The 16859-nt window shown below is 44.2% G+C and carries 10 protein-coding genes and 1 tRNA gene; 4 read left to right on the forward strand and 7 right to left on the reverse strand.

Going from position 1 to position 16859, the window contains the following annotated elements:
- Positions 1-439 precede the first annotated feature (439 nt).
- Positions 440-1747, forward strand: a complete 1308-nt coding sequence (gene hemL / locus F6K37_RS12300; RefSeq protein ID WP_008180065.1) for a glutamate-1-semialdehyde 2,1-aminomutase — start codon at positions 440-442, stop codon at positions 1745-1747.
- Positions 1748-2068: 321 nt separating this feature from the next.
- Here the strand turns inward: hemL and F6K37_RS12305 are convergent, their stop codons facing one another.
- From F6K37_RS12305 to F6K37_RS12320, 4 genes are all read right to left on the reverse strand, one after another.
- A complete protein-coding gene (locus F6K37_RS12305) occupies positions 2069-2560 on the reverse strand; it encodes a YajQ family cyclic di-GMP-binding protein (protein ID WP_008180068.1) in 492 nt (163 codons plus the stop codon).
- A gap of 43 nt (positions 2561-2603) precedes the next feature.
- Positions 2604-2729 (reverse strand): hypothetical protein, encoded by a 126-nt coding sequence (locus tag F6K37_RS12310; RefSeq protein ID WP_267876366.1) that lies wholly within the window; start codon positions 2727-2729, stop codon positions 2604-2606.
- A gap of 359 nt (positions 2730-3088) precedes the next feature.
- The gene (locus F6K37_RS12315) at positions 3089-3499 is read right to left on the reverse strand and encodes an MAPEG family protein (RefSeq protein WP_070394644.1); all 411 of its coding nucleotides are present in this window, start codon (positions 3497-3499) and stop codon (positions 3089-3091) included.
- 43 nt (positions 3500-3542) lie between these two features.
- Positions 3543-4046, reverse strand: coding sequence for a DNA-processing protein DprA (locus F6K37_RS12320; RefSeq protein ID WP_008180076.1), 504 nt, complete (start codon positions 4044-4046; stop codon positions 3543-3545).
- A 192-nt stretch (positions 4047-4238) separates the two neighbouring features.
- Between F6K37_RS12320 and F6K37_RS12325 the strand changes: the two genes are divergently transcribed.
- Positions 4239-4312 (forward strand) — tRNA-Val (locus F6K37_RS12325).
- 232 nt (positions 4313-4544) lie between these two features.
- Here F6K37_RS12325 and F6K37_RS12330 read toward each other — a convergent pair.
- Both F6K37_RS12330 and F6K37_RS12335 read right to left on the reverse strand, forming a co-directional pair.
- Positions 4545-5885, reverse strand: a complete 1341-nt coding sequence (locus F6K37_RS12330; RefSeq protein WP_287250448.1) for an FAD-binding oxidoreductase — start codon at positions 5883-5885, stop codon at positions 4545-4547.
- Positions 5886-5892: 7 nt separating this feature from the next.
- Positions 5893-6219 carry an element excision factor XisI family protein gene (locus F6K37_RS12335; RefSeq protein WP_287250450.1) on the reverse strand — a complete coding sequence of 109 codons (327 nt, stop codon included), beginning with the start codon at positions 6217-6219 and terminating at the stop codon, positions 5893-5895.
- A 71-nt stretch (positions 6220-6290) separates the two neighbouring features.
- Between F6K37_RS12335 and F6K37_RS12340 the strand changes: the two genes are divergently transcribed.
- Positions 6291-11327, forward strand: a complete 5037-nt coding sequence (locus F6K37_RS12340; RefSeq protein ID WP_502887739.1) for a tetratricopeptide repeat protein — start codon at positions 6291-6293, stop codon at positions 11325-11327.
- A gap of 2 nt (positions 11328-11329) precedes the next feature.
- On the opposite strand, the gene F6K37_RS12345 is transcribed toward F6K37_RS12340, so the two are convergent.
- Positions 11330-11506: a hypothetical protein gene (locus tag F6K37_RS12345; protein ID WP_158026654.1), complete on the reverse strand. Its 177-nt coding sequence runs from the start codon at positions 11504-11506 to the stop codon at positions 11330-11332.
- An 80-nt stretch (positions 11507-11586) separates the two neighbouring features.
- On the opposite strand from F6K37_RS12345, the gene F6K37_RS12350 reads away from it, so the two are divergent.
- On the forward strand, positions 11587-16859 hold a 5273-nt coding region (locus F6K37_RS12350), incomplete at its 3' end, for a tetratricopeptide repeat protein (protein WP_502887740.1).

The raw sequence follows: 16859 nt of genomic DNA on the forward strand, positions 1-16859 counted from the left end.
GCACTAGTCCTTGATCGTTGTAGCGAACTTGGTCAACTGGGATAGCTTGGCTAATGGAAGTCGGTTCAGATGCTGACATAGTTTTAGGCAACGGATGGAAACACCCAGCGGGTCAAACAGCTTTAATGAGATACACCCTACAAGATACCACCCCTGATATCCAATTGATCAGTATTGATCAGTAAATATTGATCAGTAAATCTGCATTCTTTCTTTACAAATTCAAAACGGATCAGTCTCCATAGGATAATAATCTCTTGTCCAGTATTGCCCCTAAGCCGAAGTTCCCTGAAGTGCGACCCAAGGGCGATTTACTCGCCCATTGGAAAGCGCACTTTGGCCGAAGTTACCTATTGCCCTGTTTAAGGGGGGTAATGGGGTGATCGCCTTTTCCCTTATTTTCAACTAACTCGTACACTATTAATATTAGGAGACTATTTTGGTTAGCACTACCTCGTTTAAAACCACTAAATCACAAGAAATTTTCAGCGCCGCCCAGGAGCTAATGCCAGGAGGGGTCAGCTCCCCAGTCAGAGCCTTTAAATCAGTAGGCGGAGAACCGATTGTATTTGACCAAGTTAAAGGAGCATACATCTGGGATGTAGATGGCAACCAGTACATTGACTATGTAGGTACCTGGGGACCAGCCATTTGCGGTCATGCTCATCCGGAAGTTATTGGGGCATTGCACCAGGCTCTAGATAAGGGTACCAGTTTTGGAGCTCCCTCGGCCCTAGAAAACGTGCTAGCACAAATGGTGATTGACGCTGTTCCTAGTATTGAAATGGTGCGGTTTGTTAATTCTGGGACCGAAGCCTGTATGGCCGTGCTGCGCCTGATGCGTGCCTTCACAGGACGGGACAAAATTATCAAATTTTCTGGCTGCTACCATGGTCACGCCGATATGCTGCTGGTACAAGCTGGTTCTGGAGTGGCTACTCTAGGTTTACCCGATTCCCCTGGTGTTCCTAAGTCTGCCACTGCTAATACCTTAACTGCTACCTATAATGACCTGGACGAAGTTAAAGCTTTATTTGAGCAATATCCCAATGAGATTGCTGGGGTCATCCTAGAACCTGTGGTGGGGAATTCTGGTTTCATCACTCCTGTACCTGGTTTTCTTGAAGGCTTGCGGGAAGTGACTCAAAACCATGGCGCTCTACTGGTGTTTGATGAAGTGATGACTGGCTTCCGGATTGCCTACGGTGGTGCTCAGGAGAAATTTGGCATCACTCCTGACTTGACTACCCTAGGTAAAATTATCGGTGGTGGTTTGCCCGTGGGAGCCTATGGCGGACGAAAGGATATCATGTCCATGGTGGCACCAGCTGGGCCAATGTATCAAGCCGGAACCCTGTCTGGGAATCCTTTAGCCATGACAGCAGGCATTAAAACCCTGGAGTTACTGAAAAAACCGGGTACCTATGAACAGCTAGAGACTATTACTAAAAAGCTCTCCGAGGGATTGCTGCAAATTGCTAAAGATAGCGGTCATGCAACTACTGGTGGGTACATCAGCGCTATGTTTGGCATGTTCTTTACTGGTGTTCCTGTTCACAATTTCGATGATGCCAAAACCTCTGATTTATCCAAATTCACTCCTTTCCATCGTGGCATGTTAGAGCGTGGGATCTACCTAGCCCCCTCACAATTTGAAGCAGGATTTACTTCCCTAGCTCACACCGAGGAGGATATTGACCGCACATTAGCAGCAGCTAAGGAAGTCATTTCTGGTATCAAGCCATAGTAGTCTAGAGTGTAAGCATTTAGCTATCAGCTATCAGTTATCAGCTATCAGCATTCAGCTATCAGCATTCAGCTATCAGCATTCAGCTATCAGCATTCAGCTATCAGCATTCAGCTATCAGCATTCAGCTATCAGCATTCAGCTATCAGCATTCAGCTATCAGCATTCAGCTTATGGGTCCCAGCGTCGAAGCCTGTGCCACGCTACTTGATTTGCTTTTGAATAAAATAAGCTGAAGGCTGACGACTGACGGCTGACGACTGACGGCTGACGGCTGACGGCTGACGGCTGACGGCTGACGGCTGATAGCTGATAACTTACTTATCGATAGTTAGTAAATTGCAAAGCAATCGGCAAATCTTCTTGCTTCAACCGCTGGATGATATTTTGTAAGTCATCCTTAGATTTGCTAGTTACTCTAACTGAATCACCTTGAATCGAGGCTTGTACTTTTTTAAATTCATCTCGAATCAATTTGGTGATTTTTTTACTATATTCTTGGCTGATGCCTTTTTTTAGCGTGATTTCTTGGCGAACACGATTACCACTAGCTGATTCTATTTTACCATAGTCGAAGATTTTTTGCGAAAGTTCCCGTTTCGCAGCTTTGGTACGAAGAACAGTATGCACAGCATCTAGGGTAAATTCACTATCAGTATTGATGGTGATAGATTCTTCTCCTAATTCGACAGTGGTTTTAGTATCTTTGAGGTCGTAACGACTTTTGATTTCACGAATAGTTTGATCCACAGCATTGACCAACTCTTGTCGATCAAAATCACTAACAATATCAAAAGAATAAGTACTAGCCATAATTAATAACGGTCAGCGGTAGGCCGTGAGCAATGGTGGCTCACTACGTGACATACTCCCGACGCTGACAAGCACGGTACAGCGCGGGCTTCTTACCAACACCATCCAACGATTCGGTTACTCGGTAAGCTTTATTAACGACACGGGATGCCCCTCCGCGCCGGAACAATACAACTCGTTCTATTTTTAGCTAGTAGGTGGCGGTTAGCTCTTAATTTGTTTTCCCTACTGTCCCTAGTATATCCCATTGGCAAGCTACGTTCCGACCCTTGCCCCGCGCTTTCCATACGACACTTACCCAATGAAGGTAAAGTGCGGGGCTTCTCGCGGTTTAGCTAACAGCTTAAAACCAAAATGGGAATTTGTTGCACCCTATACAAAATTTTTAAACCTATTGATATCAAGCCCGGTAGCATCAGTATTGGATAAGCCCATAGTCTTGGGGAGGTGGCTCAACCTGGTGGCTCTCAAGACAAATGACCAATAACTAAAACTATCAAGGCCCGAAGCAAGTGGACTTGATCTCGTCTAGCCACTGACGCTGCTTAGACTCAGAACAAACAGAGTACCACTGGAAAGAGAGCCGATGGCAAACATAAGCGATCGCCCCAAGGGAATATCGAGAATGTAAAACACCGAGTAGAAGACTCGGGCAATTACAAATGCGATCGCACACCCGATGGCGAGAGTTGAATTCTGACCAGTGACATAGGCCATCAAAGCGGCGGCGCTAAATATAATAAAGGTTTCAAAGGAGTTCTGATGTGCCCAAGTCGCTCGTTGGGCATAGGGCGGTAGCTGATCAAACATGGCGCGAGGAGCACTTTGGTCATAGCCTAGTTTGAAACGGCTGTAGCCAACTACCAGAAATGGTAGATAGATTAAAACCGTTGCCCCCACAATACAGTAAAGTAAAATTCCCGAACCGGATAGATGCATAGTCTAGCTCACACTAATCAAAATTAATCACAATTAATCACAACTAATCAAAATAGAACAGAGTAACAACCTTGTTTTGCTGTTCCGCCTCCTTACAGGTGTTGAGGAGGGTACGGCTATCATGGAATGCGAAACAAATTAACTGCTGACACCTCGCAACAATTTCGGCATTACACAAGGCACTAGCTTCAGCGAGAGACAAGGTATCATTTTGGGGGTTTTCCACCAAATGCATTACCTTCTCCAAGTATTTTCGGGATTCCAGTGGCTGTCGCTGAAGACTTTGGGGCAAAATTACCGTTAGCAAGGAGGGATCGGCTCGCATAGCACCTCGAATGGCAGCTAAGTTGGTTCCAGTGGCACCAGAGGTAATCAGACGATTACCCGCTTGCACTAAGGCATAGCTCATCATCTCAATTAGATTCTGATGGGTGATAGGAACGTGACGTGACCCCAACAAGGCAATTCGCTTAGAACCAGTTTGCTGTATGGCTGCGAGTTCCTTGGCTAATGTATCGATACTGGCGGTTTCTATTGGTTGACTCAAAGATAAAGATGTTGGTAAAGGCTGAACGACCAGGACATTTTAGCAGAACTCATCCCTCATGTCCTCCTTCAAAAGAATTTGAAGGAAAGGCAATAGGCAATAGGCATGCTAGCAATAGGCAATAGGCAATTTCCCTCAAACGTTCCTGAGAATTGCTATATTCTAAATATGTGCTATCATAATGAATGGTTTGGACGCATAGCTCAGTTGGTTAGAGCACCACGTTGACATCGTGGGGGTCACTGGTTCGAGTCCAGTTGTGTCCATATTTATTTCACTATCCACAGGTAAGCATATGCGCTACGCGCAGGCTACGCCAACAGCTATCAGCCTATGCGCTACGGGAACAGCCATTGGCCTATGGCCACGCTACCGGAACAGCTTTTGAATAAAATAAGCTGACGGCTGACCGCTGACGGCTAACCGCTGACCGCTGACTGCTGACTGCTGACTGCTGACTGCTGACTGCTTATCCCCACACTTCCCACACTCCTTACTCTACCGATGCTCCCAGGCTCGCATTTTACCGGGATTCATCAATCCATAGGGATCAACTATTTCCTTAAACCGCAACTGTTCCATATCAACGGTTTTCATACCCCCATCTTCTAAGATGTAAGTGTGGGGATTAGAAATCATAGCGCCATAGTCTTCGTGATAGCGAATAATCTCATTCAAACGCTCTTCGGAACTATACCGAACGATTTGTAGTCCCACTGGTATCAGTTTTCCTGCCACTCGCATAAATTCTAAATGCATGATCACTTCATCCCCAAAGTGGTGATAAAAATACTCCACCTGTTCCAGATTCACAAATGAGGTTTGTAAATAAGTGAGGCTGGGATCAACACTACGGGCGTGTAAGGTGGTATGGTTCCAGGTGAACTCTGCTAGGCTGACTCCCTTACTGGCTTCTTGGGCAGTCTTCTGGTAAGTGACCTCTCCACCATACTCCCGAACTAAATCCTGGAATGGCTCTAGGGAAGATTCCGCTATCATCAGCAAGGCACAGTGCTTAGCTTCCGGAAGGGTGTTGCTGAGAGCGGCAAAGTAGGATGGAATTGGCCAAGCGTGAATGCTAATCAGTTTTTTAATCAAGCCATCCGCATCACCTAAGGCTTGACCAAATCTCGCCGCAGTCATAAAGTCATCAAAGACTACAATGACTTCAGCCCAAGGATAGACTGGCCCTAGGGGTATTTCTAATTCGGTGATAATGCCGTTAGTGCCATAGGCGTGATTCACCTTCTGCACCTGATCGGACCGTAATTCGATCACACGGGGCTGGTCTTCCAGGGTGACGACTTGGACAGCATGAAGATTTCCGCGATCGCGTAATACTCCATAAGTAATGGAACCAATGCCGCCACTGCCGCCACCAATAAACCCACCAATAGTAGCAGTGCGATAGGTAGAGGGAGCCATGCGCAATTCCCAGCCAATTTTATGAGCTTCTTTGTCAAAGGCGGCTAGCTTTACCCCTGGCTGAACAGAGGCTAAACCCGGTTTAATCCAGTTAATCTGATTCATGCGGGTAGTATCGAGAATCAGACCACCGTTGAGGGGGATACACTGACCATAATTACCAGTGCCTGAGCCTCTTACGGTTAGGGGAGCTTTGTACTTAACGCAAACCCTAGCTATTTCCAGGACTTCCGCCACCGTAGTGGGACGAACTACGATATTCCCTCGTTTATCCTTAAGCTGGGATTCCAGTACGGGACTGAAGTGGTAGTAGTCTAGGGATAATTTAGCAACTTTGGTCGGGTCATCAATAATTTCTATTCCGGTAAGTTCCGAGGCTAAGGAATTCCAGTCAATAGCTTGTGGGGTTGTCATCAGAGGTTCAGGAGGTCTGGGGAGTAGGTGCAGGGATTGAAACCCATTGAAGAATAATATCTTCTACTGGGATACCTGCGGCAATAAGTGCAGAGGTTAACCCTTCCTCGAAGTTATCTTCTTCAATCATGACTTGGCTATCGACTAAGCGAGCATGAAACAGAATGGAGTTGATCCAGCGTTGCTTATCCCAGCCTGTAGCCAGAATCAGAAAATGACCGGAATCGCGATCGCAAACAGGATAAAGCTTAATTGCTTGTAAGCGAGGTTGGGCACGAGTTGCCTCTTGCAGGGTTTTTTTCAGAATATCTGCATAGCTTAGTGAGCGCTCCATAGTAAAATTCGCATAAAAGTACTACCACCTAAGGATATATAGTAAGAAACTACCAAGTGGCTGATTTTTCCATGGGTACTTACTCTACTATTCCTGTATTCTGTCTCAAGCTAGCTAGTGCTACCTTACTGTGCCTGCTCTCACCGATCTTAGCTCCAGAAAATCTGGGAGTTGCTCCAGCAGTGGCACAAACCACTCCAGACCAAGCCACTCAAGCGGAGCAGTTATTGGATAGGGCAAGGTCAGAGTTTGTTAAAGGTCAGTTGCCTCAAGCCAAGGATAGTTATCAACAACTATTGACGATTTATCGGGAATTGGGAAACTCTTCCGGTAAAGCTAAAGCTCTTAATGGCCTTGGACAAGTTTACAATCTATTATCTCAACAAAGCAAAGCTCTGGAAGTATTGCAGCAAGCTCTGAAAATCCGTCAAGGTCTCGCAGACCGTAAGGGAGAAGGGGAAACCCTGACCCATATCGGAACAGTTTATTCGGATCTCGAAGAGTATCCTAAGGCTCTGGAATTGTTGGAGCAAGCCCTAACCATTAACCAAGAAGTAGGTAATCAGCTTGGGATTGGTTATGCTCTGGTTAATCTTGGCTCAGTTTACTCTTCCCAAGGAGAGTATGACAAAGCCTTTGATAGGTTAGAGCAAGGTTTGAGTATTATCAAAGAAGTAGCTAAGACTGAGAAAAGCGATCGCATTCTCCCACGCTACTATCAAGCGCAAACTCTGATTGTATTCAGCTCAGCTTATATCAGGTCAGGGAAATTATACCAAGCTTGGGAGTTTGTGGAGCAAGCTCATGGCCTGAGTCGAGAAGAAGGTTATCGATTAGGAGAAGGTTTAGCCCTGACCTTGAAGGGAGCACTCTATACCGCTCAAGGGGAATTGGATAAAGGGCTGGAAACCCTGGAGCTTGGGTTAGCGATTACTAAACCAACTGGGAGTCGGGGATTAGAACAGAATATTTTATTTTTGATGGGAGGGATTTACAACCAGAAAGGGGAGTATGTCAAAGCTATAGACTATTACCAGCAATCCCTAGCAATTCGGAAAGAATTGGGTAAGCGTAAGCTGGAAGGAATTGCGCTCAATACTATTGGCCTGGTTTACGATAAACAGCAACAATATGACCAAGCCCTCAACTATTATCAGCAAGCGTTAGCTATTCATCGGGAAGTTAAGAATCAGGCTGATGAAAGCACCACCCTTGGTAATATTGCTACACTTTACGAAAAGCAACAACAGTATGATCAAGCCATTGATTATTATAAAAAAGCTTTAGCTATTCAACGCCAACTTAAGAATCAGACTGGGGAAAGTACTTCCCTGGTTCTTATTGGCCAGATGTACAACCAACAGGGAAACTATCAGCAAGCCATTGACTATTCCCAACAAGCCTTAGCCATTTCCCAAAAACTTGAAAATCCTACGACCGAAGGTCTAAGTCTTTGGGGAATTGGGCTAGCTTATCATGAATTGGGTAAGCTTGACCAAGCCATAGACTATTACCAACAAGCCTTAGAAATTTACCGCAAACTTAACAATACCTCGATTGAAGCATCTATCCTGGGAGGGCTTGGACGAGCTCAAATCAGCCAAGGTAAATATGACCAAGCCCTAAAGTCTTATCAGCAACTCCTTGCCATTGCCCGACAAATCAAAGAGCCTTCTCAAGAAATAATCGCTCTCAATTTTATTGGGCAAATTTACGACTCTCAGAGAAAGTATGATCAAGCCCTAAATTACTACCAGCAAGCCTTGACCATTGCCAAAGAAATTAATGACCAGAACATTACTGTATACCTCCTCAATAATATTGGGGGAGTTTACAGCAATTGGGGAAAGTACAGCCAAGCCCTAGATTACTACCAGCAAATCTTAACTATTAGCAAAAGTTTAAACGATTCCATCAAAATTGCGACTATACTCAACAACATTGGCTGGATATATGACGAATACGGGAAGTATAGTCAAGCTCTAGACTATTATCAGCAAGCTTTAGCCATTAACCAAGAGTTGGGCGATCACGGTCGTGATCGTGTTGCTACTAATTTCAATAATATTGGGCAGGTTTACTCTCGTCAGGGTGAGTATGACCGAGCCAAAGAATACTACCAGCAAGCTTTAGCTATTTCTAAAGACATAGGTTATCGCTCAGGGGAAGCTACTACCCTCAATAATATTGGGAATGTTTACGATAGTCAGGGTGAGTATGACCGAGCCAATGAATACTTCCAGCAATCTCTAGCTATTTCTCAAGAAATTGGGGATCGCTCAGGGGAAGGTACTACCCTCAATAATATTGGGAATGTTTACCATAGTCAGGGTGAGTATGACCGAGCCAATGAATACTTCCAGCAATCTCTAGCTATTTCTCAAGAAATTGGGGATCGCTCAGTGGAAGGTACTACCCTCAATAATATTGGGCAGGTTTACTCTCATCAGGGTGAGTATGACCGAGCCAATGAATACTTCCAGCAATCTCTAGGGATTCATCAAGACTTGGGGGAGCGCTCAGGGGAAGCTACTACCCTCAATAATATTGGTTCAGTTTACAATAGTCAGGGTGAGTATGCTCAAGCCAAAAAATACTACCAGCAATCTCTAACTATTTCCCAAGACATTGGCGTACGCTCCCTACAAGCCATTACTCTAGGCAACATCGGAACAGTTTACAGTAGCTGGGGAGACTATGCCAAAGCCTTAAAGTATGATCAGCAATCTCTAGGAATTAGGCAAGACATTGGTGACAAGGGGGGAGTTGGCCTGACTCTTAACAACATCGGAACAGTTTATAGTTACCAAGGGGAGTATAGCCAAGCTCTAGACTATTATCAGCAAAGCTTGGCTATTCAACAAGAGATAGGCGTACGTTATGCAGAAGCTGCTACCCTAGGCAACATCGGAACAGTTTACAGTTACTGGGGAAAGTATCCCAAAGCCTTAGAATATAATCAAAAAGCCCTAGCCATTCGTCAAGACATTGGTGACCAGGCTGGTATGGGCTGGATCTATAACTATATGGGCGGAAATTATCTGGATTTGGGAGATTATCCCCAAGCCTTGGACTACTTCAACCAAGCTAATGCCATTTTTACCAAAATTGGGGCTAAGGAAGGGATTGTGCAAACCCTAACTAAAATCGGAGAAGTTTACCAAAAACAAAAACAATATCCCAAGTCTCTCCAATTCTATCAGCAATCCTTGGCTATTTCTCAACAGATTGGTCATCGCCTATATGAAGCTCAGACCCTGACTACTATCGGAAGAGTTTATGGAAAACGGGGAGAGTATACTAAAGCTCTAGACTATCATCAACAAGCCTTAGGGATTAATCAAACAATTGGGGTAAAATCTGGGATTAGCTCTACCTTGTACCATATGGGAATAGTTTACACTAGTCTAGGAAACTATCCCCAGGCTTTAGCAGCTTATCAACAAGCCTTAGCCCTTTCCCGAACCCTTGGCACTCGCTTAACGGAAGGGAAAATTCTGGCTGGTATCGGTAAGTTGTATGATAGCCAAAACCAATCGGAATTAGCGATTACCTTCTTTAAACAATCGGTTAATGTCCGAGAAGGGATCCGCAAAGACTTAAAAGTTCTGCCCATTGAACAACAACAATCCTTTACCAACACTTTTGCCCAAGACTATCGGCGCTTGGCTGATTTACTGCTGCAAAAAGATCGAGTGTTAGAAGCCCTACGGGTGCTCGATTTACTGAAAGTCCAGGAGTTGGAGGATTACCTCAGTAATCTGCTAGGGAATTATAACACCGTTGATGGCATTACAGAACTGACTGAAGAACAGGAAATCCTCAAGGGTATCCAACCAATTATCGACCAAGCTATTGCCCTGGATCAAGAACTCAGTGAACTGGAAACTATTGTTACGGATAAGCGCACCCAAACCCAGCAACAGCGAATCATTCAACTTAGGAAAAATCAAGCCCAGGTCAGGAAAGACTTTCAAGATTCCCTGAAGAGTCCAGAGGTAAAAGCTTCCTTGGCAAAATTGAGGGAAACCACAGAAGCAGAAAACTTAGACCTAAAGAATTACGATCGACGATTACGAGAGCAACTCCAGCAATTGGAACAGGATGCGGTTATGTTCTATCCCCTAGTATTAGATGACCGTTTGGAATTAGTCCTAGTCACCCCTGATGCTCCCCCAATTCACCGCACGGTTAAGGCAAACCGAAAAAACGTGGAAAGAGCGATTGACAACTTCCGCCAAACCGTTGGCAATGGGAGCAATAATTACAAAATTTACGTCGAGCAACTGTACGAGTGGCTAATTAAACCGATTGAAGCTGACTTAGCCAAAGCTAATGCCAAAACTATTATTTATGCTCCTGATGGCAAATTGCGCTATATTCCCCTGGGGGCTTTGTATGATGGCGAGCAATGGTTAATTGAGCGGTTGAGAGTTAATCAGATTACTGCTCTGAGCCTAACATCCCTAGACCATAAACCGACACCACAGTTAGACGTGTTTGCGGCAGCGGTCACCAAAGAGCATAGGATTGAGATCGGGGATAAACAGCATGAATTTCCAGCCTTAGCGTTTACCAAACCAGAAGTTGAGGGTCTGGCAGAAACCTTTCCCAACACTAAGCTATTCATCGATAAACAGTTTCATGAGGATACCATTTATCAGATGAATGACTATTCCATTGTGCATCTAGCCACCCACGCTGTGTTCGAGAAAACTAAACAAGATTCATTTATTCTGTTTGGTGATGGCAGTCATGTTACCGTTGACGAGGTGGAACAATGGAATTTCCCCAATGTAGATTTAGTAGTGCTCAGTGCCTGTCAGACCGGCTTAGGGGGAGAATTGGGGGATGGCAAAGAAATCCTGGGTTTTGGTTATCTGATGCAAAATGCTGGTGCGGATGCTGCGATCGCATCCCTGTGGAAAGTGAATGACAAAGGTACCCAAGCCTTGATGAATAAATTTTATCAGGTCTTAAAACAGGGGAACGTTACTAAAGCCGAAGCCCTCCGACAAGCTCAAATTGCTTTAATTACCAAAGTAGAGTATGGTTTGGAGCATCCTTATTTTTGGGCACCGTTTATTTTAATTGGGAATGGATTGTAGGGTTAGAAGGTTGAACGCGATCGCGTGGCCAATAGGCCAAGGTTAACAGGTTGAAGGTTATTTGGTTGTTCGCGATCGCGTGGCCAATAGGCCAAGGTTAGGAGGTTATTTGGTTGAACGCGATCGCGTTCAACCTTCAACCTGCTAACCTTCAACCTACTCCCTACTCCCTCACCCAATTTAAAACTTCTACAATTCGCATAAAACTGCCACCACCTAAGGATATATAGTAAGAAACTACCAAGTGGCTGATTTTTCGATGGGTACTTACTCTACTATTCCTGTATTCTGTCTCAAGCTCGCTAGTGCTACCTTACTGTGTCTGCTCTCACCGATCTTAGCTCCAGAAAATCTGGGAGTTGCTCCAGCAGTGGCACAAACCAATCCAGACCAAGCCACTCAAGCGGAACAGTTATTCGATCGGGCAAGGTCAGAGTTTGTTAAAGGTCAGTTGCCTCAAGCCAAGGAGAGTTATCAACAACTATTGACGATTTATCGGGAATTGGGAAACTCTACAGGTGTTGCTCAAGCTCTTAATGGCCTTGGACAGGTTTACAATCTCTTATCTCAACAAAGCAAAGCTCTGGAAGTATTGCAAGAAGCTCTGAAAATTCAGCAAGGTAATGGAGACCGTAAGGGTGAAGGGGAAACCTTGACCCATATCGGAACAGTTTATTCAAGTCAGGAAGACTATGCTAAAGCTCTAGAGTTGTTGGAGCAAGCTCTAAGCATTAACCAAGAAGTAGGTAATCAGCTTGGGATTGGTTATGCACTGGTTAATCTTGGCTCAGTTTACTCCTCCCAAGGAGAGTATGACAAAGCGTTAGATAGGTTACAGCAAGGTTTGAGTATTATCAAAGAAGTAGCTAAGACTGAGAAAAGCGTACGCATTTTAGCACGCTACTATCAAGCGGAAACTTTGATTGTATTCAGCTCAGCTTACATCAGGTCAGGGAAATTGAACCAAGCTTGGGAATTTGTGGAGCAAGCTCATGCTTTGAGTCGAGAAGAGGGTTATGGATTAGGAGAAGGTGCAGCCCTGACCTTGAAGGGAGCACTCTATACCGCTCAAGGGGAATTGGATAAAGGGCTAGAAACCCTGGAGCTTGGGTTAGCCATTACTAAAGCAAGCGGTAGTCGGGGATTAGAACAGGATATCCTGTTTGTGATTGGAGGGATTTACAACCAGAAAGGAGAGTATCTCAAAGCCCTAGAGGTTTACCAGCAATCCTTAGCGATTCGGCGAGAATTGGGTAAACGTAAGCTGGAAGGGATTGTGCTCAATAATATTGGCTTAGTTTACTATAAACAGGAACAGTATGACCAAGCCATAAACTATTATCAGCAAGCTTTAGCTATTCACAGAGAACTGAAGAATCAACTTCAGGAATGGAAAACCCTTGTTAATATTGGACAAGTTTACTACAAACAGGGAAAGTATCAGCAAACCATAAACTATTACCAACGAGCCTTAGCTATTTCCAAAAAAATTGAAAATCCTACGGGAAAAGGTGCAAATCTTTGGGGGATTGGGCAAGCTTATTATGCATGGGGTAAGCCTGGCCAAGCCATAGACTACTATCAACAAGCCTTAGTTATTTTTCGAAAAATTAAAAATTACTCCCATCAAGTAAATATCCTGGGAGCGCTTGGACTAGCTCAAATCAGACAAGGAAACTATGAGAAAGCCCGGGATTCTTATCAGCAAGTCCTAGCCCTTGCCCGACAAATCAAAGACCGCTCTGAAGAAATAACTGCTCTCAATTTTATTGGGCAAGTTTACGAATCTCAGGGAAAGTATGACCAAGCTCTAGATTACTACCAGCAAGGCTTGGTTATTGCTAAAAAAATTAATGATAAAAAAAGTACTGGAACCCTCTTCAATAATATTGGGTTAGTTTACAGTAATTGGGGAAATTACAAGCAAGCCCTAGATTACTACCAGCAAGGCTTAGCCATTAGCAAAAGCTTAAACGACTCCATAGGAATTGCGACTAAACTCAACAACATTGGCTCGATATATGAAAAACAAGGGAAGTATAGTCAAGCTCTAGACTATTATCAGCAAGCTTTAGCCATTAACCAAAAGTTGGGCGATCTCGCTCGTGTACGTGTTGCTCCTAACCTCAATAATATTGGGTCAGTTTACCATAGTCAGGGTAAGTATGACAGAGCTTTAGAATACTACCAGCAAGCTTTAGTGATTCACCAAGACCTAAGCGAGCGCTCAGGGGAAGGTACTACCCTTAATAATATTGGAGAAGTTTACAAAAGTCAGGGTGAGTATGACCGAGCTTTAGAATACTACCAGCAAGCTTTAGCGATTTATAAAGACATTGGTGTAGGCTCTCAGAAAGCTACTACCCTCAATAATATTGGGGGAGTTTACCATAGTAAGGGTGAGTATGACCGAGCTTTAGAATACTACCAGCAAACTTTAGTTATTTATCAAGACCTAAGCGAACGTTCAGGGGAAGGTACTACCCTTAATAATATTGGGTTAGTTTACGATAGTCAGGGTGAGTATGACCGAGCCAATGAATACTACCAGCAAGCTTTAGTGATTCACCAAGATATTGGTGAGCGCTCAGGGGAAGCTACTACCCTAAATAATATTGGGGCAGTTTACTATGCTCGGGGTAAGTATGCTCAAGCAAAAGAATACTTCCAGCAATCTCTAGTCATTCGTAAAGACATTGGCGAGCGCTCAGGGGAAGCTAATAGCCTCAATAATATTGGGGCAGTTTACAAAAGTCAGGGTGAGTATGACCGAGCCAATGATTACTACCAGCAAGCTTTAGTTATTTATCAAGACATTGGTGAGCGCTTAGGGGAAGGTACTACCCTCAATAATATTGGCTCAGTTTACGATAATCAGGGTGAGTATGACCAAGCTAGTGAATACTACCAGCAATCTCTAGGGATTCGTCAAGACTTGGGGGATCGCTCAGGAGAAAGTACTACCCTAAATAATATTGGGAGAGTTTACAATGCTCGGGGTGAGTATGCTCAAGCACAAGAATACTTCCAGCAATCTCTAGCTATTTCCCAAAACATTGGCGTACGCTCCCTACAAGCCACTACTCTAGACAACATAGGAACAGTTTACAGTAACTGGGGAGACTATACCAAAGCCTTAAACTATCATCAGCAATCTCTAGAAATTAGCCAAGACATTGGTGACAACCAGGGAGTTGGCACGACTCTCAACAATATCGGAACAGTTTATGGTGACCAAGGGGAGTATGACCGAGCTAATGAATACTTCCAGCAAGCTCTAGCTATTCAACAAGAAATAGGTGATCCCTCAGGGGAAGCTACTACCCTGGGCAACATCGGAATAGTTTATGATGACTGGGGAAAGTATCCCAAAGCCCTAGAGTATCAGCAAAAAGCCCTAGCAATTCGTCAAGACATTGGTGACCAGGCCGGTATTGGCACCACCTATAACGCTATCGGGGTAAATTATCTGGATTTGGGGGACTATCCCCAAGCCTTGGATTACTTCAACCAAGCTAAGGCCATTTTTAATAAAATTGGGGATAAGGAAGGGATTGGGGTAACCCTAACTAACATCGGAACAGTTTACCAAAAACAGAAACAATACCCCAAGTCTCTCAAATTCTATCAGCAATCCTTGGCTATTTCCCAACAAATTGGTAATCGCCTACAGAAAGCTAACACCCTGACTACTATCGGAATAGTTTATGAAAAACTGGGAGAGTATACTAAAGCCAATGACTATCATCAACAAGCCTTAGAGATTAATCAAAAAATTGGCGTAAAAGCCGGGATTAGCTTTACCTTGTACAATATCGGAATAGTTTACGCTAACCTAGAAAACTATCCCGAGGCTTTAGCAGCTTATCAACAAGCCTTAGCCCTTTCCCGAACCCTTGGCACTCGCTTAACGGAAGGGAAAATTCTGGCTGGTATCGGTAAGTTGTATGATAGCCAAAACCAATCGGAATTAGCGATTACCTTCTTTAAACAATCGGTTAATGTCCGAGAAGGGATCCGCAAAGACTTAAAAGTTCTGCCCATTGAACAACAACAATCCTTTACCAACACTTTTGCCCAAGACTATCGGCGCTTGGCTGATTTACTGCTGCAAAAAGATCGAGTGTTAGAAGCCCTACGGGTGCTCGATTTACTGAAAGTCCAGGAGTTGGAGGATTACCTCAGTAATCTGCTAGGGAATTATAACACCGTTGATGGCATTACAGAACTGACTGAAGAACAGGAAATCCTCAAGGGTATCCAACCAATTATCGACCAAGCTATTGCCCTGGATCAAGAACTCAGTGAACTGGAAACTATTGTTACGGATAAGCGCACCCAAACCCAGCAACAGCGAATCATTCAACTTAGGAAAAATCAAGCCCAGGTCAGGAAAGACTTTCAAGATTCCCTGAAGAGTCCAGAGGTAAAAGCTTCCTTGGCAAAATTGAGGGAAACCACAGAAGCAGAAAACTTAGACCTAAAGAATTACGATCGACGATTACGAGAGCAACTCCAGCAATTGGAACAGGATGCGGTTATGTTCTATCCCCTAGTATTAGATGACCGTTTGGAATTAGTCCTAGTCACCCCTGATGCTCCCCCAATTCACCGCACGGTTAAGGCAAACCGAAAAAACGTGGAAAGAGCGATTGACAACTTCCGCCAAACCGTTGGCAATGGGAGCAATAATTACAAAATTTACGTCGAGCAACTGTACGAGTGGCTAATTAAACCGATTGAAGCTGACTTAGCCAAAGCTAATGCCAAAACTATTATTTATGCTCCTGATGGCAAATTGCGCTATATTCCCCTGGGGGCTTTGTATGATGGCGAGCAATGGTTAATTGAGCGGTTGAGAGTTAATCAGATTACTGCTCTGAGCCTAACATCCCTAGACCATAAACCGACACCACAGTTAGACGTGTTTGCGGCAGCGGTCACCAAAGAGCATAGGATTGAGATCGGGGATAAACAGCATGAATTTCCAGCCTTAGCGTTTACCAAACCAGAAGTTGAGGGTCTGGCAGAAACCTTTCCCAACACTAAGCTATTCATCGATAAACAGTTTCATGAGGATACCATTTATCAGATGAATGACTATTCCATTGTGCATCTAGCCACCCACGCTGTGTTCGAGAAAACTAAACAAGATTCATTTATTCTGTTTGGTGATGGCAGTCATGTTACCGTTGACGAGGTGGAACAATGGAATTTCCCCAATGTAGATTTAGTAGTGCTCAGTGCCTGTCAGACCGGCTTAGGGGGAGAATTGGGGGATGGCAAAGAAATCCTGGGTTTTGGTTATCTGATGCAAAATGCTGGTGCGGATGCTGCGATCGCATCCCTGTGGAAAGTGAATGACAAAGGTACCCAAGCCTTGATGAATAAATTTTATCAGGTCTTAAAACAGGGGAACGTTACTAAAGCCGAAGCCCTCCGACAAGCTCAAATTGCTTTAATTACCAAAGTAGAGTATGGTTTGGAGCATCCTTATTTTTGGGCACCGTTTATTTTAATTGGGAATGGATT

Source organism: Moorena sp. SIO4E2 (assembly GCF_010671945.1).
Classification (GTDB): domain Bacteria; phylum Cyanobacteriota; class Cyanobacteriia; order Cyanobacteriales; family Coleofasciculaceae; genus Moorena; species Moorena producens.

Bases quoted from the DNA above. Each gene is read 5' to 3' on its own strand.
- F6K37_RS12305 (WP_008180068.1), bottom strand. From the start codon at position 2,560: ATGGCTAGTACTTATTCTTTTGATATTGTTAGTGATTTTGATCGACAA.
- F6K37_RS12315 (WP_070394644.1), bottom strand. From the start codon at position 3,499: ATGCATCTATCCGGTTCGGGAATTTTACTTTACTGTATTGTGGGGGCA.
- F6K37_RS12330 (WP_287250448.1), bottom strand. From the start codon at position 5,885: ATGACAACCCCACAAGCTATTGACTGGAATTCCTTAGCCTCGGAACTT.
- F6K37_RS12335 (WP_287250450.1), bottom strand. From the start codon at position 6,219: ATGGAGCGCTCACTAAGCTATGCAGATATTCTGAAAAAAACCCTGCAA.
- F6K37_RS12340 (WP_502887739.1), top strand. From the start codon at position 6,291: ATGGGTACTTACTCTACTATTCCTGTATTCTGTCTCAAGCTAGCTAGT.